This window comes from Rhodanobacter sp. G2-10, assembly GCF_055809185.1.
The window spans coordinates 2993704-3014968 of the sequence record NZ_CM147900.1; the positions used below are offsets into that span (position 1 = coordinate 2993704).

The 21265-nt window shown below is 65.3% G+C and carries 15 protein-coding genes; 8 read left to right on the forward strand and 7 right to left on the reverse strand.

The annotated features are described in order from the left end of the window. Positions 1-79: 79 nt before the first annotated feature. From dgcN to ggt (AC0L58_RS13595), 4 genes are all read left to right on the forward strand, one after another. Positions 80-1123, forward strand: a complete 1044-nt coding sequence (gene dgcN / locus AC0L58_RS13580; RefSeq protein ID WP_473684262.1) for an N-acetyltransferase DgcN — start codon at positions 80-82, stop codon at positions 1121-1123. Next, complete coding sequence (gene dgcA / locus AC0L58_RS13585) at positions 1108-2094, forward strand: N-acetyl-D-Glu racemase DgcA (protein ID WP_473684264.1); 987 nt, start codon at positions 1108-1110, stop codon at positions 2092-2094. The genes dgcN and dgcA overlap by 16 nt, the downstream gene beginning before the upstream one ends. 265 nt (positions 2095-2359) lie before the next feature. Continuing rightward, positions 2360-4099, forward strand: a complete 1740-nt coding sequence (gene ggt, locus AC0L58_RS13590; RefSeq protein ID WP_473684266.1) for a gamma-glutamyltransferase — start codon at positions 2360-2362, stop codon at positions 4097-4099. A 90-nt stretch (positions 4100-4189) separates the two neighbouring features. After that, positions 4190-6004 (forward strand): gamma-glutamyltransferase, encoded by a 1815-nt coding sequence (gene ggt, locus AC0L58_RS13595; RefSeq protein WP_473684268.1) that lies wholly within the window; start codon positions 4190-4192, stop codon positions 6002-6004. A 57-nt stretch (positions 6005-6061) separates the two neighbouring features. On the opposite strand, the gene AC0L58_RS13600 is transcribed toward ggt (AC0L58_RS13595), so the two are convergent. The 7 genes from AC0L58_RS13600 to AC0L58_RS13630 form a co-directional block, all read right to left on the reverse strand. Then, on the reverse strand, positions 6062-7180 hold the full coding sequence (locus AC0L58_RS13600; RefSeq protein ID WP_473684270.1) for an NAD(P)/FAD-dependent oxidoreductase: 1119 nt from the start codon (positions 7178-7180) through the stop codon (positions 6062-6064). Beyond that, entirely contained in the window at positions 7177-8427 is a 1251-nt protein-coding gene (locus tag AC0L58_RS13605; RefSeq protein WP_473684272.1) for a dicarboxylate/amino acid:cation symporter, read from the reverse strand. Before AC0L58_RS13605 ends, AC0L58_RS13600 begins: the two co-directional genes overlap by 4 nt. Further along, positions 8424-9230 (reverse strand): L,D-transpeptidase family protein, encoded by an 807-nt coding sequence (locus AC0L58_RS13610; protein WP_473684274.1) that lies wholly within the window; start codon positions 9228-9230, stop codon positions 8424-8426. Before AC0L58_RS13610 ends, AC0L58_RS13605 begins: the two co-directional genes overlap by 4 nt. Positions 9231-9319: 89 nt before the next feature. Next, a complete protein-coding gene (locus tag AC0L58_RS13615; protein WP_473688735.1) occupies positions 9320-10168 on the reverse strand; it encodes a MurR/RpiR family transcriptional regulator in 849 nt (282 codons plus the stop codon). A 38-nt stretch (positions 10169-10206) separates the two neighbouring features. Next, on the reverse strand, positions 10207-11304 hold the full coding sequence (locus tag AC0L58_RS13620; RefSeq protein ID WP_473684276.1) for a dipeptide epimerase: 1098 nt from the start codon (positions 11302-11304) through the stop codon (positions 10207-10209). A gap of 5 nt (positions 11305-11309) precedes the next feature. After that, positions 11310-12719 carry a C40 family peptidase gene (locus AC0L58_RS13625; RefSeq protein ID WP_473684278.1) on the reverse strand — a complete coding sequence of 470 codons (1410 nt, stop codon included), beginning with the start codon at positions 12717-12719 and terminating at the stop codon, positions 11310-11312. A 45-nt stretch (positions 12720-12764) separates the two neighbouring features. Continuing rightward, positions 12765-13916, reverse strand: a complete 1152-nt coding sequence (locus AC0L58_RS13630; RefSeq protein ID WP_473688737.1) for a DUF819 family protein — start codon at positions 13914-13916, stop codon at positions 12765-12767. Between the two features lie 156 nt (positions 13917-14072). Between AC0L58_RS13630 and AC0L58_RS13635 the strand changes: the two genes are divergently transcribed. The 4 genes from AC0L58_RS13635 to AC0L58_RS13650 all read left to right on the forward strand — a co-directional run bounded on the left by AC0L58_RS13635 (position 14073) and on the right by AC0L58_RS13650 (position 21192). Further along, the gene (locus tag AC0L58_RS13635) at positions 14073-15584 is read left to right on the forward strand and encodes a transglutaminase-like domain-containing protein (protein ID WP_473684280.1); all 1512 of its coding nucleotides are present in this window, start codon (positions 14073-14075) and stop codon (positions 15582-15584) included. 54 nt (positions 15585-15638) lie between these two features. Continuing rightward, entirely contained in the window at positions 15639-18653 is a 3015-nt protein-coding gene (locus AC0L58_RS13640; RefSeq protein WP_473684282.1) for a TonB-dependent receptor, read from the forward strand. A gap of 62 nt (positions 18654-18715) precedes the next feature. Continuing rightward, positions 18716-19984, forward strand: a complete 1269-nt coding sequence (gene lysA / locus AC0L58_RS13645; protein WP_473684284.1) for a diaminopimelate decarboxylase — start codon at positions 18716-18718, stop codon at positions 19982-19984. Beyond that, a complete protein-coding gene (locus AC0L58_RS13650; protein ID WP_473684285.1) occupies positions 19981-21192 on the forward strand; it encodes a dipeptidase in 1212 nt (403 codons plus the stop codon). The genes lysA and AC0L58_RS13650 overlap by 4 nt, the downstream gene beginning before the upstream one ends. The last annotated feature ends 73 nt before the right edge of the window (positions 21193-21265 follow it).

Consider the following 21265-nt stretch of genomic DNA (forward strand, 5'->3'; position numbering starts at 1 on the left):
GGTGCCACGCGCCCATCGCTCACTATGCTCGACGCCCAATCGTGACGGGCGAATGGGTGCCCGACGGAGTACGCATTTCATGTCTGATCCAAGCAATGCCGCGCAACCCGGTCACTGGGGGCCGCCGTACCTGCTTTACCTGGGCAGCGCGGGCGACGATCTGGCCATCAAGACGGCCAGGGGACTGGCCTACTGGCGTCCGGATTGGTGCGTGGGCCAGTTCCGTCGACGCGACTGCAAGCCGACCCTCGGCTTGCCCGAGATGAGCATGGCCCAGGCCCGCAATGCGGGCGCGAACACCATGGTGATCGGTGCCGCCAATGCCGGCGGCGTGATGTCGCCCGAGATCGTCGCCGACGCCGTCGCCGCGATCGAGGCCGGCCTCAACGTGGCGGCGGGGCTGCACCAGAAGCTGCGCGAGAACCCGGAGATCGTGGCCGCGGCCCGACGCCATGGTCGCATGCTGTTCGATGCGCGCGATCCGATGCCGGGCATTCCGGTCGGCAATGGTCGGCCGCGCGGCGGTCGACGACTGCTCACGGTGGGCACGGATTGCTCGGTCGGCAAGATGTATACCTCGCTGGCCATCGAACGCTGCATGCGCCAGCGTGGCCTGACCGCCGACTTCCGCGCCACCGGGCAAACCGGCATTCTCGTGGCCGGATCGGGCGTGCCGATCGATGCAGTGATCGCGGACTTCATCAGCGGCGCGGCCGAATGGATTTCGCCGGCCCGCCTCGACGGCGGTTGGGATCTGATCGAGGGCCAGGGCTCGCTGTTCCATCCTTCCTATGCCGGCGTCTCGCTCGGCTTGCTGCATGGCTCCCAACCCGATGCGCTGGTGTTGTGCCACGAACCGACCCGGCAGCACATGCGCGGCCTGCCCGCCTATCCGCTGCCCGAGCTCAAACGCTGCCTGCAAGCCAACCTCGTTGCCGCCCAGCTGACCAATCCGACGGTCAAGGCGGTTGGCGTGGCGCTCAACACGTCCAATCTTTCCGCCTCCGCTGCCGCGACTGCCTGCCGCCAGATCAGCGACCTGCTCGAACTGCCCTGCGAGGACCCAGTGACGATGGGCGTCGAAGCCATCGTGGACAACCTGCTCGCATGCTTCGCCAGCTGACCATCACGGAGAGCCGCTTCCCGTTGGCGGCGCCTTTTCGCATATCACGCGGCGTCAAGCACAACGCCGACGTGGTGACCGTCGAAATAGGCCAGGGCGACAAGACCGGGCGCGGCGAAGCTGTTCCCTACGCACGCTATGGCGAATGCGTGGCATCGGTGATGGAGCAGATGGAGCAGTTGCGTCCGCAGCTCGCGGCTGGCATGGGACGCGACGAACTGCAGGCACAGCTACCGGCAGGTGCCGCACGCAACGCGCTGGACGCGGCGCTGTGGGATCTGGAATCGCAACTCAGCGGCGTGCCCGTCTGGCGCGGGCTCGCGCGCCCGCGGCGATCCGCGCTGGTCACCGCGATGACCATCGGCATCGATACGCCCGAGCGCATGGGACAGGCCGCGGCCCGTCTCGCCGACGCGATCTTGATCAAGATCAAGGTCGATGCCGACGACCCGGCCGCGCGAATCGAGGCCGTACGACACGCGGCGCCCCGCGCCCGCCTCATCGTCGATCCCAACGAAAGCTGGAACATCGAGCTGCTGCGTGACATGCAGGCGACGCTGGAACGCACCGGTGTCGACCTGCTGGAACAACCGCTGCCCGCCGATGCCGACGACGCCCTGCTGGGCTTCTCCAGCTGCATCCCGATCTGCGCCGACGAGGCCTGTCATGTGACGCAGGATCTGCCGCGACTGCGCGGTCGCTACCAGGCCGTCAACATCAAGCTGGACAAGACCGGCGGACTGACCGAGGCCTGGCACCTGCTCCGCGAGGCGCGCAACGCAGGCTTCAAGATCATGGTCGGCTGCATGGTGTGCTCCTCGCTTGGGATTGCGCCGGCGCTGGAGATCGCACGCGAAGCAGCCTTCGTCGATCTGGATGGACCGTTCTGGCTGCAGAATGACTATCCGGATGGCGTGCGCCGACAGTCCGGCTCGCTGCTGCCGCCCGCGCCGGGATTCTGGGGTGACTGAAGCCGGTCTTCGTTCGCGCCAACGCAGGCAGACGTGCACCGCCCACGAAAAGCGCGAGGCGACGACCGGTGTGGAAATACCACTACAACCACCGGTTATGCCAGGCGAGTGTCTTTTCATTGGTGCCGCTCGACTGGCTGCGACTATGCTCAAACGCATTACCGTGGAGGGTGAGCCTGTGTCCAACCGAAACGCAACGCACGCGTTGGCAACGTCGGCTTCCCGTCGATCTGCACACCGCAGTATCCGCCCGTGCTGTCTGTGGGTGTTGGCGCTGGCTGCCTCGACGTTCGGCGTGGCCGTCTGGGCCACGGACGCACCGCCGCCCGCGCCTGCGGCGTATGCCAATGCGCCGGCCAGTACCCGCGCCATGCTGGACAGTTCGGCTTCGATGGTCGCCAGACACGCGATGGTGGTCAGTGCGCAACACCTGGCCACCATGGCTGGCGTGGAGATTCTCAAGCAGGGTGGCAACGCGGTGGATGCGGCGGTAGCCGTGGGTTATGCGGAGGCCGTGGTCCATCCCTGCTGCGGAAATATCGGCGGCGGCGGATTCATGAACATCCACCTCAAGGACGGCCACAACTTATTCCTCAATTTTCGCGAAAAGGCGCCGCTGAAGGCCACGCCGACCCTGTTCCAGGACGCCGACGGCAACGTGGTCGAAGGCCGCAGCACGACGACGTATCTCGGGGTGGGCGTACCAGGCACGGTGATGGGGCTGAACACCGCGCTGAAAACCTACGGCACGATGACGCTGAAGCAGGTCATGGCGCCGGCGATCAAACTGGCCAGCGAGGGCTACCTGCTCGAACAGCAGGATGTCGAGATCCTCAACGAGGGCACCGAGACTTTCGCCAAACACCCCAACGTGGCGGCAATTTTCCTGAATGACGGCAAGCCATTCGTGGTCGGCCAGCGGCTGGTGCAGAAACAGCTCGCGAAGACCCTGAAGCTGATCGCCGAAGGCGGTACGGATGCGTTCTACAAGGGCCCCATCGCTGCCGCCCTGGTCAAGGCCAGCGACGCCAACGGCGGCATCCTGTCGATGCGCGACTTCGCCGACTACACCGCGCAATGGGAGAAGCCGGTCACCTGCGAGTACCGCGGCTACACCGTGGTTTCGGCGCCGCCGCCAAGTTCCGGCGGCACCACGGTGTGCCTGATCCTGCAGCTCATCAAGCCTTATCCGTTGGCGCAATGGGGTTACGGCTCGGTCAACAGCGTGCATTACATCGCCGAGGCGGAGCGCCGCGCGTTTGCTGACCGCAACACATACCTGGGCGACCCGGCGTTCGTGCACAACCCGATCGACGAGCTGCTCGCGCCCGCACATGTGGACAAGGTGCGCGCGACCATCCAGGCCGACAAGGCCACACCCTCCTCCGAGATCAAGGGCAGCCTCGGTTCACCCGAAGGGCAGCACACCACCCACTATTCGGTGGTCGACAAGGATGGCAACGGCGTCGCGGTCACCTACACCGTCAATTCCTATTTCGGCATCAAGCAGATCGCCGGCGATACTGGTTTCTTCCTCAACGACGAGATGGACGACTTCACCGCCAAACCCGGCGTGCCGAACAAGGCCGGGCTGGTCACCGGCGTGATCAACCAGATCGAGCCGGGCAAGCGCCCGCTGAGTTCGATGACACCCACCCTGGTGCTGCGCGACGGCAAGCTGTTCATGCTGACCGGCAGCCCGGGTGATGGCACGATCATCTCCACCACCATGCTGAGCATCGTCAACGTGATCGACTTCGGCATGAACCTGCAGCAATCGATCAACGCGCCGCGCATGCATCAGCAATGGTATCCGCAGGTCATCTTCGTCGAACCAGGACTGATGACGTCGCAGACACGTCAGACGCTGGAGAAGATGCGCCACACCTTCGAGGTGCTCGACTCCATCGGTGCCGACGAAGCCATCATGATCAACCCGCACAGCGGAGTGCTGGAAGGTGCCAACGATCGTCGTCGACCGGCTGGGCTGGCGGCGGGTTTGTAGGAATGGTCGCGGTCGGCGCGGATCTGCTTTGCTGCCGCTTCCTGGCAGGCAGCCACTATGCTTGTCCCAACTTCTGTGGAGCTTGAATCCATGTCAGATCAAGATACGACGCGAGCCGATGCCGGGCTCGTCACGAACCGGCTGTTGCATCGCAAATCGATGAAATGGATGCGGATCGCCCTGGCGGCCATGCTGGCCGCCTCCAGCGCGCTGGCCTGGGCCCAGGACGTCAATCCTGACGAGACCGGCCACGAGCCCGCCAACACCCGGGAAGCGTTGCAACGCGCCAGGCCGGTGACCGCCAGGCATGCGATGGTGGTCAGCGCGCAGCATCTGGCCACGATGGTCGGCGTGGACATCCTCAAGCGCGGCGGCAATGCGGTAGACGCGGCCGTGGCGGTCGGGTTTGCCGAAGCCGTGGTGCATCCGTGCTGCGGCAATATCGGCGGCGGCGGGTTCATGACCATCCACCTCAAGGATGGCCGCAACCTGTTCCTCAATTTTCGCGAGAAGGCGCCCGCAAAGGCCACGCCGACCATGTTCCAGGATGCCGATGGCAACGTGGTCGAAGGACGCAGTACCGACACCTATCTCGGGGTGGGCGTGCCGGGCACGGTGATGGGTTTCGCCACCGCGCTGAAAGCCTACGGCACGATGTCGCTGCAACAAGTCATCGCACCGGCGATCAAGCTGGCGCGCGATGGCTTCGTGCTGCAGCAAGGTGACGTCGACAGTCTTGCCTCGCGCAGCGAGGATTTTGCCAAACATGCCAACGTGGCGGCGATCTTCCTCAACAAGGGCAAGCCGTTCAAGGTCGGCGAGCGGCTGGTGCAGAAGGACCTGGCGCACACGCTGGAGCTGATCGCCAAGGGCGGCACCAAGGCGTTCTACGAGGGACCGATCGCCCACGCCGTGGTCAAGGCAAGCGACGCCAATGGCGGCATCCTTGCGCTGGGCGACTTTGCCGACTACACCGCGCAATGGGACAAACCGATCCAGTGCGAGTACCGCGGCTACACCGTCGTCTCGGCGCCACCACCGAGTTCCGGCGGCACCACCTTGTGCCTGATCCTGCAGATCATCAAACCCTATCCGCTGGCCCGTTGGGGCTACGGCTCGGTCAATCATGTGCACTACGTGGTGGAGGCCGAGCGCCGCGCCTTCGCCGACCGCAACACCTACCTGGGTGATCCGGCCTTCGTGCACAACCCGATCGACACGCTGCTTTCGGCCGAGCACGCGGCCAAACTGCGCTCCAGCATTCTTCCGGACAAGGCGACGCCATCGTCGGAGGTGAAGGGCAGCCTCGGCGCGCCCGAAGGCAATCACACCACGCACTACTCGGTGGTCGACAAGGACGGCAACGCCGTCGCCGTCACCTACACCATCAACTTTCTGTTCGGCAACAAGCAGATTGCCGGCAACACCGGTTTCTTCCTCAACGACGAAATGGACGACTTCACCGGCAAGCCGGGCGTGGCCAATGGCGCCGGTCTGGTCCAGGGCGTGATCAACCAGGTCGAGCCGGGCAAGCGCCCGTTGAGCTCGATGACGCCGACCATCGTGCTGCGCGACGGCAAGCCGTTCATCCTGACCGGAAGCCCCGGCAGCGCCACCATCATCTCGTCCACGCTGGGCAGCATCATCAACGTGGTCGATTTCGGCATGAACATGCAGCAGGCCGTCAACGCGCCCCGGCTGCACCACCAGTGGTATCCGGATGTCGTTTACGCGGGCAAGGGGCTGCTCACGCCCGAGTCGCAGCAGACGCTGGAGGCGATGGGCTACACCTTCAAACGCTTCAGCGGCGGCGCGGTCGAGGCGATCCTGATCAATCCGAAGACCGGCCTGCTCGAAGGCGCCAACGACCCGCGTCGACCGGCCGGCCTGGCGGCAGGTTACTGATCCTCGGTCGCACCGGTCGCGCTTTCGTTCCCGACGCTTCAACGCGCCACGCGCATGTCAGCCGCGTGGCGCCAGCAGCTCCGCGGTCACGCCCGCATCGACCAGCGGTGTCGGCAGCGGCAGCCCCAGTGCCAGATGCGCGCAGGCCTCGCCCATCGCGGCGCTGGTCTGGATGCCGTAGCCACCTTGCGCGGCGACCCAGAAGAAGCCCGGCGCATCGGGCGCGAAACCGCCGACCAGACCACCATCGGCGACGAAAGAGCGCAGACCGGCCCAGGTGCGCCGGGGTCGACGTATCGTCATGCGGGTGGCTTCCTCGATACGGTGGATGCCCAGCGCGATGTCGTATTCCTCCGGCTGCACGTCGTGCGGCTGCACCGGGTCGGCGTTCGCGCATGAACCAAGCAGCAGCCCGGCGTCCGGCTTGAAATAGAAGGTTTCCGCGAAGTCGGTGACGAACGGCCAGCGCGCCGTAGCCTGCTCTTCGGGCGGATCGAAGACGAACGCGGAACGGCGCTTCGGCGTGATGTCGAGCGGGGCCACCCCGGCCAATGTCGCCACCTGATCGACCCAGGCACCGGCCGCATTGAGCAGCAGTGGTGCGCGGAATGTTTCACCGCCCGCATCGATCTCCCAGCCGCCCGCGTGGCGCGTTATCGCCGCAATCGACACATCGACGCGCAACGCGCCGCCACGTGCCCGCAAGCCGCGCAGGAATCCCTGGTGCAATTCGTTCACGTCGATATCGGCAGCACCGGGCTCGTGCAGACCGATCTGTGCAAATTCGGGCCGCAATACCGGCACCGCTGCGTGCAAACGGGCCGCGTCATGCAGCTCGATATCGGAACTGAACGGCACGATGGCCTCGTACAACGCGCGCACGCCGTCAGCATCGATGGCGCGGCCGATGATGGTGGCGCCGCGCGGTTCGAGGATCGGTTGCGCCGCGAAGCCTTCCGGCGGTGCGGCCAGGAACGGCCGCGTGGCGCGGGTCAGCGCGCGCACCTGCGCCGTGCCGTAGGTCTCGCTGAACAATGCCGCGGAACGCCCGGTCGAATGCATGCCCGCGTACGGCTCGCGCTCGAGCACCAGCACGCGCGCATGCGGTGCGAGGAAATAGGCCACCGAAGCACCGGCCATGCCGGCACCGATCACGATCACATCCGCTTCGGTCATGTCTGCACTCTTGCGCTGTCACGTCGCGACTGGCGCGCCACCACGCTGGTGGCCGTCATGTCAGCCGTGACGTTGCCGACGGTGGCGAATACGTCGGGAATGGTGTCGACCGCGAGCATCAGGCCCAGCGGTCCGACCGGCAGCCCCATCGCCTGGGTCACCGGCAGGTTGGTCGCCATGAAACTGACCTGACCCGGCAGCCCCACCGAGCCCAGGCTGATCACCACGGCCAGGGCCGCGCCTGCGAACAGATGCGCGGCGTCCACGTCGATACCGAACGCCCACGCGATGAAGCAGGCCGAGGCCACGTACTGGATCGGACTGGTGATGCGGAACAAGGTCACCGCCAACGGCAGCGCCAGCGCGGTGACCTGCTGCGGATAGCCGAGGCGGCGGTCGGCGCTTTCCAGCATCGCCGGCAGCGAAGCCAGCGACGACTGCGTGCTGGCCGCAACCACCTGCGGCGGGGTCAGCGCCGCCACGAATCGACGCAGGTTCTCGCCGCCCCACAGCACCGCCACCGGCAACATCAATACGGCGACCAGGATGTACATGGTGATCTCAAGCCCGATGTACACACCCAGCGCGCTGAGCATGCTCAGCCCCGCGCGTGCGCACACCGACAGGATCAACGCAAACACGCCTACCGGCGCAGCCCACAACACCCAGCGCACCACCACGATCATCGCGTCGGCAATCGCCTGGAAGAAATTCACTAACAGCGCGCGCCGCGCCGCTTCGATGCGCGTCAACGCGAAGCCGAAGAACAGCGCGAAGACCACCAGCGGCAGCATCGCGCTTTGCGCGGCGGAGGCGATCACGTTGTCCGGCACGATGCCGCTGAACCATTGCGCCCAGCCCACCGGCGCGGCAGCGGTCGCGCTGCCCGCCGTGGCCTTGTGCAACGCCGTGGCCAGCTCCGGATCGTGCGGCACCAGCGACAGCAACGCAGGCGCCAGTGCCGCGGTAAGCAGCGCGCCGCCGGTCAGCAGCACGATGAAGACCACGATCGAGCGGCGCGCCACGCGCCCCGACGCCGCCGCGTCACTGGCCGTGTTGACGCCCACCACCACCAGGGCCAGCACCAGCGGAACTACCGTCATCTGCAAGCCGTTCAACCACAACCGCCCGACCGGCTGGGTCACATCGGCCACCCGCAGCGCGAGATCGGCGTCGTACCAGGCCAGGGCGAGTCCGATGATGGCGCCGAGGGCCAGACCGGTCAGCACCCGCGCGGTCAAACTCATCGATGGGTATCCACGACGGGGAGCTTCCAGTCATGGCGCAGCCGCAGGTATTGCGCCTGTGGCAGCAACACGAACACGGGATGACGGCGCGCGTCCAGCCAGGCCAGCAGCGAGGTCATCGTCGCGGGCGCCATCGCAGTGCAGCCGGTCGTGGTCGAGTTCGGCGTCTTCCACAAGTGACCGAAGATGCAGCTGCCGCCCATCGGTGCCTGCTGCCAGTTGTGTTCGATCACGAAGCCTTCCCGGTAGCGCTGGTCGCCATGAAAATGCAGGTCGCGGCGCATCGGCTCGGTAGCACCTTCGACGGCGGCGGCACCGACCGCGTTGGCATCGACCAGACGGTTGTAATGTGGCGAGCCACTGACATCGACGCACCAGTCCGAGGCCTTCATCGCGCGATACTCGAGGCCCGTACTCGCACTGGCTGCGTAACCGAACGCGCTGCCGATGCGGAACACGCCAGCGGGGCTGCGACCATCGCCTTCCTTCTTGTGCGGGCCTTCAGCCTGTGCCGGCTGCAGACCCAGACCCCAGCCGGCGCCGCCGTGACCGATCACCACCGGATGCGCCTGACCGACTTCGCGCCAACTCTCGCCGTCACGCGCGTAGGTGCGCAGCGTCCCCTGGGTGCTTTGCCAATCCGGAACCGTGACCAGCACCATCTGCTGCGCATCCTGCCAGGATGCCGACGGATCGCTGCCCGTGGCGGCGGCCCAGGCTGCCTGGGCGGCAAACACCGCGGCAATCACGCCAAGCCAGCGACGCGGACGCAGGTGAGCACGAGGGGTAGGGGATGCAGACATGGCGGACTCGGCAGATGAAATGTTTGTACGGTGCGTGGCACAGGTATCGAAGCGGGTCTGGATGCGGAACGAATCCGCGCGCAATCGCTTCACGATTCCACCGTCGGATGGATGCGATCGAGGTTGGCCTTGAGCTGCGCGCTGCGCTCGGCATTGCGCTCGCACAGCAGCACGAATACGCCATCCATCAGGTGCTGAAGTGCCGAGTGGTAGAGCAGCGGCTCGATATGCACCCGGTCATCGTGCGCCGAAACCAGCAACGAGATGTCCGCATGCGCGCGCAGCGGATTGGAAGTGTGCCGCGTCACCGTGATCACCTTGCCGCCGGACTCACGGAAGTAGCGGCTGATCTCGCACAGTGTCGGTTGCGTGCCGTGCTCGGAAAACATCAGCAGCACGTCGCCGGGACTGGCTGCCGAGATGCTGGCGATCATGTGCGCGGTATCGAAGTTGTGCAACGTGAGGATGCCCAGCATCGACAATCGCAGCGCCGCAGCGCGCGAGTGGATGTCGTCGCGACCCAGGCCGATGATGAACACCTTGTCGGCGTGGTCGATGGCGGCGGCCACGGCATCGATGGTTTCCGGCGGATTGATCAGCCGCGTGGCCTCCTCCGCCTGCGACTTGCGTCGCCACAAGGTGCCGGCGCGCTGGCCGGGCGTGTCATCGCCGGCAGTGGCGGCAGGCGCCGGCGAGCTGCCGTTGTCGGCGCGCGCCACCGCTTCGCCTACCGAGTATTTCAGGTCGGGATAGCCCTTGAATCCCAGCTTCTGGCTGAACTTCACCACGCTGGACTGGCTGATGCCCACGGCGTTGGCCAGCTGCTGCGAGGAGTAGTCGCGCAGCAACTGCGTGTTGTCGAGGATGAAGTCCGCGATGCGGCGTTCGATCGCCGACATGCTGTCGCGTTCGGAGCGAATTTTTACCAGTGGCGACATGTAGATCGCAGATTCCGTTTCCATCGGCGTGCCCTTGGTCAGACCGCAATCGGTTCCAGCCCTTCGATCTTTCGAATGCCGAGCCCGGGTGCGTCGTGCACGGTAATTTCCGACTCGTTGAAGACCACGCCGCCCTGCACCGGATTGAAGCTGCACAACGACGGGCCATCCAGGTCGACCTTGGTGATCACGCTGGCCTTGGCCACGGCCACATGCACCGCGGCGGCCACGCTGATGCTGCCTTCGAGCATACAGCCGATCATGCATTCGATGCCGTACATGCCGGCGATGTCGGCGATGCGGATGGCGTTGGAAATGCCGCCGGTCTTCATCAGCTTGATATTGATGATGTCGGCCGCGCGCATGCGGATCAGGTCGATCACCTGCATCGGGCCGAACACGCTTTCGTCGGCCATGATCGGCGTGTGCACGCGCTCGGTGACGTAGCGCATGCCCTCCAGGTCGCGCGCCTTCACCGGCTGTTCGACCAGTTCCAGCTTGACCCCGGCATCCTCCAGCGTCTGCAGCGCGTATACGGCCTGCTTGGCGGTCCAGCCCTGGTTGGCATCCAGCCGCAGCAAGGCACGATTTTCCACCGCGGCATGGATCGCCCGGACACGCTCGATGTCCACACCGATGTCCTTGCCCACCTTGATCTTCAGCGACTCGAAACCCCGCTCCACCGCGGCGATCGAGTCGGCCACCATCTTGTCGATGTAATCCACGCTGATGGTGATGTCGGTGGTGATCACCGGATCGCCGCCGCCGAGCAGCTTGTACAGCGGGGCGTCGTAGAGCTGCCCCCACAGGTCGTACAGGGCGATCTCCACCGCGGCCTTGGCGCTGGAGTTCCTTTCCATCGCGCCCTGGATCAACTGCACGATGCGATTGAGGTCAGCCACATCCTCGCCGATCAGACGCGGTTCGATGTAGTGGCGGATCGCATCGATGATCGAGCCATGCGTGTCGCCGGTGATGACTGCCGTGGCCGGCGCGGCGCCGTAGCCGACCTGGCCGCTGTCGGTGTGCACCATGATCACGATGTCCTCGACCTGCTCGATCGCGCGCAAGGCGGTCTTGAACGGGGTCTTCAGCGGCACCCGCAGCATGGCGTACTTGATCTCGGTGATTTTCATGCGGGTCAGTTTCCCTGTGGACGGATGCGCACGATGCTGGTCATGCGATCGACGAATGTCTGGTGGTCGTTGAACATCAGCGGCAACAGCGGCGTCACCGCCACGCTGTTGAGCTTGACGCGCCGCATGTGGCCGTCGGCGTCACGGAAGCTGGCGCCAAGCACATCGTGAATCACGTAAGGCTGGCCATGCAGGCGCCCGATCACCATCATCACGTGGCCGGGGATGTAGATCAGGTCGCCCACTTCGAGGTTGTGCACCGCACGCATGCGCTCGGCGGCGGTCGATGACTTGTCGAAGCTGGTGTGGTCGGCGGCCGGACTGACCGCCTGCGCGCTGGTGTTGCGCGGCATCACGATGCCCATGCTGCGATACACGTCGGAGACGAAACCGCTGCAGTCGCGCCCGTCATAGGCATGCCCCCAACCGTAGCGTTCGCCGAGAAATTTGAAGGCCTGGCCGATGATGTTGGCTTGGGTCAGCGGCAGGTAGTCGTTGCGGGTATCGGTGTTGTTCTGCAGCAGGGCGTGGCTGAAGCCCAGCGAGCCGTCCGCATGACGGATCGGCAGTTCGATGACATGCGCCGCGTAGGGCCCCTGCCCATTCACCGGCTTGTCGTCCGGCCAGTCCGGCAACACCGGCACGCGCGTTCCCATGTCCAGTTGCAACTGCGAAACGGCCGGCTGCTCGCGCGTGAACACGGTATGCGCGGTGGCTCCGGTCACCACCAGCCAGGGCGTCTTGTCGACGTAGGCGAACACCTGCTGCGCGTTGCCGATGGCGATGTATTTCTTTTGCACCCAGGCGCGATAGCGCGGCGCCTCGACAAACCACCACTGGCCGTCGCGGCTCTCGTGCAGTATCGCCACCGGCGTGCCGGGGAACATGGCGCTTTCCTGGAAACGGTCGATGTCGGTGTCGCCACGCTCGCTGAATACACGCAGCGTGGTCGGGAAGGCGCGCAACGCGGCGCGATGCACCACCAGGCCGTGGCGCACCGCCTGGTGCGCGGGAATCCGGTCCAGCGCCAGGTTGTCCAGCAACCCGTCCAGCACGGCATCGGGCACCGGCTTGCCTTCGACGTCGTAGCGCGGCGAGGCCGGTCTCCGCGAGAGCTGGCGGATCCAGCCCTCGACCTGCTTGCCGTCCAGCGTGGCCGGCAGCGCGCGCAGGTCGTACACCTGCGGGTCCGTGCGCACCACGCGGGCGTCGTAGGCGGCAACCGCCGCCGCATCCATGATCACGCGATCGCCGTGCTGCAGCCGCGAGATCCAGAACTGCGGAGTGAGCTGGGCCTGCTCGACACCGATCACCCCGTGCGCAGGGATCGGCAAGGTGTCGGCAGCGCGCGCCTGCATGGGCACTCCGCCGACAAACCAGCCCAGCACCGCAACGACAAGTATCGAGTTACGCATGGCAATCACCTTTGCTTGCATGGAACGCACGCCCTTCCCTCTGGCTCACCCGACCGCCAGTGACGACATGATCGACGCCACCAGCAGGCCGAAGCCGGTGCCCACGATATAGCCGAGCAGCGCCAGCAGAATGCCGACCGGCACCAGCGAACGAGAATAACTGGCCGCCAGGATCGGGGTGGCCGCCACCCCGCCAATATGCGCCAGCGACGCGATGCCGCACAGATACAGGTCGAAATGGAACAGGCGCGCCGCACCGATCAGCAGCAAGGCGTGGATCGATATCACGCAGAGGCCACAAAGTATGTACAGCGGCGCCTCGCCAATACCCTGGAAGCTGCTCTGCGATGCCAGCACCGCCACCACCGCCACCAGCAGCGTCCCGGAAATGGTCCCGGCGCCGGGATAGCGACCTAGCGGCGTGTGCGCCACGACCAGCCCCAGCGCCGTTGCCAGCAGGATCGACCAGGTCGTACCGGTCAGCATGCTCGAGGTGGGCAGCAACGCGGCGCCCCAGTGTGCGATCGCCGCGGCGAACAACGCCAGTCCAAGCCAGAGCAATGCGGCTTCCGGCGTCGTCGCGCCCTGGGTACGCGGCTCGGCGATCATCTTTTCCGCGCTGGACTGCGCTCGGGTCCAACGATTGAACGACGGCGCCAGCCTGGCCACGGCGAAGAGCACGGCCACCCACATCGAGTAGCACAGCGCATCGGTGAGCAGCGAAAACGCCAACAGCGGGTCGGGCATGCCGATGGCCTGTTTCACCGCGATCATGTTCGCCGTGCCACCGACCCAACTGCCGGACAAGGCCGCCAGCGGCTGCCACGAATCGCCCGGCAGCCAGTGCCGGAAAATCATGAAGGTGGTGAGAAAGGCGATGAACAGGCTCACCGTCACGGACACGAACACCCCGAGCACGCGTGGCCCCAGCGCGAAGATCGCGCGCAGGTCGCAATCGATCATCAGCAGGAACAACAGCGCCGGCACCAGCTGCGCGATCAGCGTGGACTGCGCCGTGCGGATCGGCTCGTTGACCTGCCACAACCCCGTCGCCGCCAGCGCCGTCACCAGCAGATAGGTCATCACGATCGGCGGCATGATCGAGAAAATCTTCCAGCCGAAACGCCGCTCCAGCGCCGGAAAAATCCCGGCCGCGAGCAACATCACCGCCAGATAGGGCCAGACCGTCTGGATCACATGGGTCCCCTTGTGGAGCGTCCGCAGGCTGGCCGGTCGTGGCCAGCAAGGAATAGCTGATTCTTGGATTGTTTGATTGAAGCATAAATTATTGACCAGCATTTGCAAGCGTGTTACACAGCCACTCAGCGGGAATCAATGCGGAGACGTTTGTCGATGGACATGCTGCTGCCCAGGGCGAAAGTGCGCCGCCTGCATCGAGGCCTGGGTCTCGCTGCATGTCTGTTCCTCTTGCTCCTCACCGCACCCGTCGCCATCGCCGGCCAGGACGCCAGCATCACCATCGCCGCGAAGATCGACGCCGGCCACTTCAAGGCGGCCGAGGCCGCAATCAGCACCGCGCTGGGGCAACCCGGACTGTCTGCCGACAGACGACGCGAACTTTCGTTCCAGCGCGAACGCATGCGTCGCATCCTGCTCGACTTCACGCTCACGCTCGACGACGTCAAGGCGCGGGTACGCAAGCAGATTCCCGACCTCACCGATGCCGAGTTCGCCAGGTGGAACGCGGCTGGTCTGTTCGAGCATCAGCTCATCGACGGCAAGACGCTCTATTTCAAGCGCGCGTCGGGCAACCTGTTCCGACTCAGCAGCGAGGCGTTGGCGCGCCGCGCGGTGCAGACACCGCTCGTCGAAGGCCCGATGGAAAGGTTGAACGATCACCAGCGCACGGTCTACAAGACTGCGCTGGCCCAACAGCACAGCAGCGTGCTGCCGCGCCGGCTGCGCATGACCCAGACATTGACCGTCGCGGCCGATGCGGTACCGGCCGGAGAAATCGTGCGCGCATGGATTCCCTACCCGCAGGACGTGCCCGGCCAGCAGGAAGACATCCGCTACGTAGCCAGCCTGCCGGCGCAGCATTTCATCGCGCCCACCTCGGCTGCCCAGCGCACCATCTACTTCGAGAAGCCGGCGGTCGCCGGCCGGAAAACCGTGTTCTCGGTTACCTGGGAGCTGACCCAGTACGCGCAATACCACGCGATCGATCCCGCGCGTGTCACGCGCCCGGCGATCACGCCGGAGCTGGCGCCGTTCGTGGCCGAGCGCGCGCCGCACATCGTGTTCACCGACGCCATGCGTGCGTTCTCGCGCAAGGTGGTGGGCGACGAGACGAACCCCTATCGCATCGCGCAGAAGCTGTTCGCCGCCGTCGACCGGATTCCCTGGGCCGGTGCCCGCGAATACTCGACGATCAGCAATATCAGTGACTACGCGCTGCACGCCGGCCACGCGGACTGCGGCCAGCAGACCCTGCTGTTGATGACCTTGCTCCGGCTCAACGGGATTCCCGCGCGCTGGCAGTCGGGCATGGTGTTCTCCGACGACGGCAGCCGCTACAGCAACATCCATGACTGGGGTTTCCTGTACCTGGCGCCCTACGGCTGGGTGCCGATGGATGTCACCACCGGCCGCCTGCAGCCGTCGCCTTCGGATGACGCGGCACTGGAATGGTTCTACCTCGGCGGACTCGACGAGTACCGCGTGGCCTTCAACAGCGACTACGGCCAGCCGTTCCAGCCGGCCAAACGGCAGTTCCGCTCGGACAACGTGGACTCGCAGCGCGGCGAGGCGGAATGGGACGGCGGCAACATCTATTTCGATCAACTGGACTACGACTTCGACTGGCAGATCCTGCCGGCGGCGCAGGGACGCAGCAACGACTAACCGGCAGCTTTTCACAATCACGGCATCGACGAGGTCGATGGGGGAGATGGGCAAATGAGCAATACCCGCAAACTGCGCAGAACCGTCCTCTGCATGGCGCTGGGCCTTGGCCTGGGGTCGCTGGCCACAGGCCCCGTACTGGCCCAGGCCGTCACCGGTGCCGTGGCTGGACGTGCCGATCCCGGTGCACAGATCACCATCACCAATACCGCGACCGGCCAGGCTCGCTCGGTCGTGGTCAACGCCGACGGCACCTATCGAGTCGGCCAGCTGGCCGTGGGTGATTACACGCTGCAGATTTCGCGCGGCGGCCAACCCATCGGTGCACCGGTTCCCGTGGGCGTGGCCCTGGGTGGCACCACCACGGTCAACCTTGGCAGCAGCGGCAACGTGACCAACCTCGAATCGGTCCAGGTCGTGGGTTCGCGGGTGATCAACCGCGTTGACGTGTACTCCACCGAATCGGCGACCAACATCACGCGCGAGGAACTGGCACGGCTGCCGGTGGACCAGAGCCTCGGTTCGGTCGCCTTGCTGGCGCCGGGTGTGGTGGCTTCGGGCGCCACCTTCGGTGGCCTCACCTTCGGCGGTTCTTCGGTGGCCGAGAACGTCGTCTACATCAATGGTCTGGACGTCACCGATCCGTATCGTCGCCAGGGCTTTTCCACGGTACCGTTCGCCTTCTTCGAGGAGTTCCAGGTCAAGACCGGCGGTTATTCGGCGGAATTCGGCCGCAGCACGGGCGGCGTCATCAACGCCGTGACCCGTTCCGGCGGCAACGAATTCCATGCTGGCGCCCAGGTGACGCTGGAACCATCGGCGTGGGCGTCGGCGCAGAAGGACCACTTCCATTCCGACGGCACTCTCGACGAAAGGGACCGTACCAGCCGTGACAAGAGCCCGTTCTACAAGGCCAACGTGTGGGCCTCCGGCCCCATCGTGAAAGACAAGCTGTTCTTCTTCGGCATGTACGAGCGGCGCGATTCGCGACCGCAGGACATCGACACATCCGAAGCGTGGAAGACCACCAGCAAGAACGACTTCTGGGGTGCCAAGCTTGACTGGCACATCAACGACAACCACCTGCTGGAGCTGCTCGCGTTCTCCGACAAGGCCGACTCGACCACCGCCAATTACGACTACGACTGGGACAGCGCCAAGTTCGGTGACAAACTGGGTGAAAGCGATTCGGGCTCCGGCGGCGACAACGGATCGCTCACCTACACCGGTCACTTTGGCGAGAATTTCGTGGCCAAGGCGATGTATGGCATCAACAAGCGCAGCGACACGGGCGGCAGCCCCTGGGACGCCGACTGCAGCATTGTCACGCGCTCGGGCAGCTACACGGCCGCGTTCGGACCAGCCACCATGCAGGAGGGCTGCCACCCCACCAACAGCAGCGTCAGCAGCCGCTTCGACAAGCGCAAGGCCACGCGCCTCGACTTCGAGTGGACGCTTGGCGATCACCTGGTGCGCTTCGGCGTCGACCAGGAAATCATGGATTCGGACAGCTCGAGGATCTATCCGGGCGACGGGGTGAGTTACCAGGCGCAGGCCGCCACGCCCGGCGGCGTGCTGCCCAACGACGCGGTGATTCCCGCCGGCGTCACCGCGATCATCGACGCGCGCCACTACATCACCGGTGCCCCGGTCAGCACGAAGGCACAGGCGTTCTACGTGGAGGACAACTGGAGCGTCACGCCCAACCTGCTCCTGAACCTGGGTATTCGCGCCGACAAGTTCCACAACAAGCTGGCGTCGGGCGCGACCTTCGCCAAGGCCGACTTCGGCGACATGATCTCGCCGCGCCTCGGTTTCAGCTGGGACGTGAAGGGCGACGGCACCACCAAGCTGTTCGGCAATGCGGGACGCTACTACATCCCGCTGACCAACAAGCTCACCGACTATTTCGGCGGTGGCACCACCGACGAGCACACCTACTACGCGCTCAATGGCTGGATCCAGAAGACCGACCCGGTCAACGGCAATACCTACCTCTTCCCCGATCTCGGCGCCCAACTCGGCCCGGTCAACACCAGCGGAAACGTCCCCGCGCCCGACGACGTGCGCACGGCTGTGTCCCGCGACCTCAAGCAGGTGTTCCAGGACGAGTACATCGTCGGTTTCCAGCAGGCGATCAACCAGGCATGGTCGTACGGCGTGAACGTGACCTACCGCAAAATGACCCGCGCCGTGGAAGACGCACGCATCAACCACGTCGAGGGCTGCGGCTGGTATTCCGGCGACTGGCCCATCATCAACCCGGGCGAAACGGTGACCTTGTGGTGCCCGGATACCGACAACTGGGTCAGCTTCGACTCGTCCAAGGATGGCTACAAGGCCCTGGGCAGCGGCGCCATCATGGGCTACAAGAAGCCGCGGCGCACCTACAAGGCGGTCGAGTTGCAACTTGATCGCGCATGGGATGGCAAGTGGGCCTTCAACGCCAGCTACATCTGGTCCAAGAGCGAGGGCAACATCGAAGGCCCGGTGAACTCCGATACCGGCTACAACGACACCAATCTGGTGCAGTACTACGACCATCCGGCCGTGAACGAACGCTACGGTGTCCTGTTCAATGATTATCGCCATCAGATCAAGCTGCGTGGCAGCTACAAGCTCAACGACATGTGGAGCTTCGGGTCGACCGTCTTCGCCCATTCCGGCGGGCCGATCACCGCCTTCGGCGTGGTCTGGCCCAACGACCGACGCAGCGCCGGCGGACCCAGCGAATACAGCGGCGGCGGATCGGGCTGGCTGTGCACGAACTCGCCGACGAACGATTGCTCCGACTGGTCGACCCGGCAGCTCACCTACAGTCCGCGCGGCGCATTCGGCCGCATGCCGTGGTACTGGAACGTGGGCGCCAACGTGACCTGGACGCTGCCGGTGAAAGGCGTCGACCTGAAGGCGCGACTGTCGGTGTACAACCTGCTCAACCGCCAGACCACGATCAACGTGCACTCCCGCTACGAGAGCACGCCCGGCAACCCCATGCCCTATTTCGGGCAGGGGACGGTGTGGCAGTCGCCGCGCTACACGCAGCTGGTCGTGACCTACAACTACTGATAGCTGGTTTTCCTCCCCAGGCGGCCCGCTGGTCGGGTCGCCGCTTTTTTTCGGGACGCAGCATGCAAGAACAGCAAGCCTCCATCGTCGGAGGAGCATGCGACGGCATTGACCTGACCACCCTCGCGCAGCGTGAGGGTACGCCCCTGCATGTCTATTCGGCAGGCGCGCTGCGGCACAGGATCCAGACGCTGCAACTGGCGCTCGCGGGACTGGACGCCGGCATCTGCTTCGCGGTCAAGGCCAATGCCAACCTCGCCATCCTGCAGCTGATGGCGCAAGCCGGCGTCGGCGCCGACATCGTCTCGGTCGGCGAACTGCGGCGCGCGCTGCACGCCGGCATCCCGGCCGCGCAGATCGTGTTTTCCGGGGTCGGCAAGAACGCCGACGAGATGGCCGGTGCATTGAACGTGGGCATCCAGCGCTTCAACGTCGAATCGCACGACGAGCTGCTCACCCTGCAACGGGTGGCCGCGGCGCAGGGCGTGATGGCACGAGCGGCCGTGCGCATCAATCCGGACGTGGATGCACAGACCCACGCGAAGATTTCCACCGGCAAGTCGGAAAACAAGTTCGGCGTCAGCATCGACGAAGCGCGCCGCTGGTTCGCGGCACGCAAATCGCTGCGCCATGTACAGCTCGACGGATTGCACGTGCACATCGGCTCGCAGATCCTCAGCCTCGATCCGTTCCGCCTCGCCTTCCGGCGCGTCGCGGCGTTCTGGCGCGAACTGGAACAGGCCGGCCACCCGATCCGCAGCATCGATCTTGGTGGCGGGCTGGGCGTGTGCTATCGCGCTGGCGTGGACCATCCGCCAGCCGCCACCGACTATGCAGGCGTGATCCGCGAGACCCTGGCCGGCTATGAGGGCCGCCTGCTGCTGGAGCCCGGCCGTTGGCTGATCGCCGAAGCCGGCGTCCTGCTGACCCGTGTCGTACGCATCAAAGCGGGCGTGGAGCGGCAGTTTCTGGTACTGGACGCGGCCATGAACGACCTGCTGCGACCCAGTCTTTACGAGGCGTGGCACGACATCGTTCCGGTCGTCGACCAGGGGCGGCCCATGACGACCTACGATATCGTCGGCCCGGTGTGTGAAACCGGCGACACCTTCGCGCGCGACCGCGAGTTGCCCCGGTGTGAAGCCGGCGACCTGTTGCTGATCAAGGCCACCGGCGCGTACGGTGCATCGATGGCGTCCACCTACAACTCGCGCCCGCTTGCCGCCGAAGTGATGGTGCAGAACGGCCGCTACACCGTGGTGCGACGGCGCCAGCACTTCGAGGAAATGATTGCCGGCGAACGGCCGGCCAAACATTGGGAGACCCTATGAACAGTATCCTCCGCGTCGCCATGCTGGCTGCCTTGACCGCCAGCACCGCACTGTCCGCTCGGGCAGCACAGGATCCGCCGATCACCATCGACACCCATGTCGACATTCCGTTCGACTACATGGCCAAACCGCAATTCGACGTGGGCAAGGAAACGCGCCTGCTGGTCGACCTGCCGAAAATGAAGCGCGGCAGCTTGAACGCCGCCTTCTTCGTGATCTGGGTGCCGCAAGGCCCGTTGACCGCGGAAGGCTATGCCAAGTCCGTGGGCCAGGCCGAACAGAAATATGACGCCATCGGCCGCATGCTGATGGACTATCCCGACCGCATCCGCCTGGCCACCACGCCGGACCAGGTCATGGCCAATCACCGTGCCGGTTTGCTGTCGGCGATGATCGGCATCGAGAACAGCTACTCGCTGGCGCATGACCTGCATCGACTCGATGCCGCCTACGATCGCGGCGCGCGCTACGTCGGCCTGGTCCACGTCGGCAACAACGACCTGTGCAGCAGCTCGCTGCCCGACACCGAGCACGGCGAGCCGGCGATGAACAGTCCAGGCGACAAAGGCATGAGCGAGTTCGGCCGCAGCGTGGTTGAGCGCGCGAACCGGCTCGGCATCATGGTGGATATTTCGCACGCGTCGGACAACTGCGTGCGCGACGCGCTGAAGGTTTCCAAGGCTCCGCTGCTGGCCTCGCATTCGGGTGCACGCGCCGTGCTCGACCACCCACGCAACCTTCCCGACGATCTGCTGCGCGCGATCGCGGCCAAGGGCGGCGTGATCCAGGCGGTGGCGTACAAGGAATTCCTGAAAAAAGACCCCGGCCGCGAAGCGGCGGAAAAAAAGCTGCAGGCGGCCGTGGCGAAGCAGGCTGGCGAGAAGGAATACGACAGCGACAGCGACGACTACCGGCCGGAAATGGCCGCGGGCATGGCCGAGATCCAGAAGAAGTTCCCGCTGGCCACGCTGGACGACTACATGGACCAGATCCAGCACATGGTGAAGGTCGCCGGTATCGACCACGTCGGCATCGCCTCGGATTTCGACGGCGGCGGCGGCATCACCGGCTGGGCCGATGCCTCGCAGACGCGCAATGTCACCGCGGCCCTGCGCAAGCGCGGATTCAGCGATGCCGACATCGCCAAGATCTGGGGCGGCAACCTGCTCCGCGTGTGGCGTGAGGTGGAGCGCGATGCTCAGCACTGAGCAGTCGGATGGGTCACGGAGGATCGACGATCCTGGTCGCCACCCACCTTCCCTTCCCGTTACCCCAGCGAAA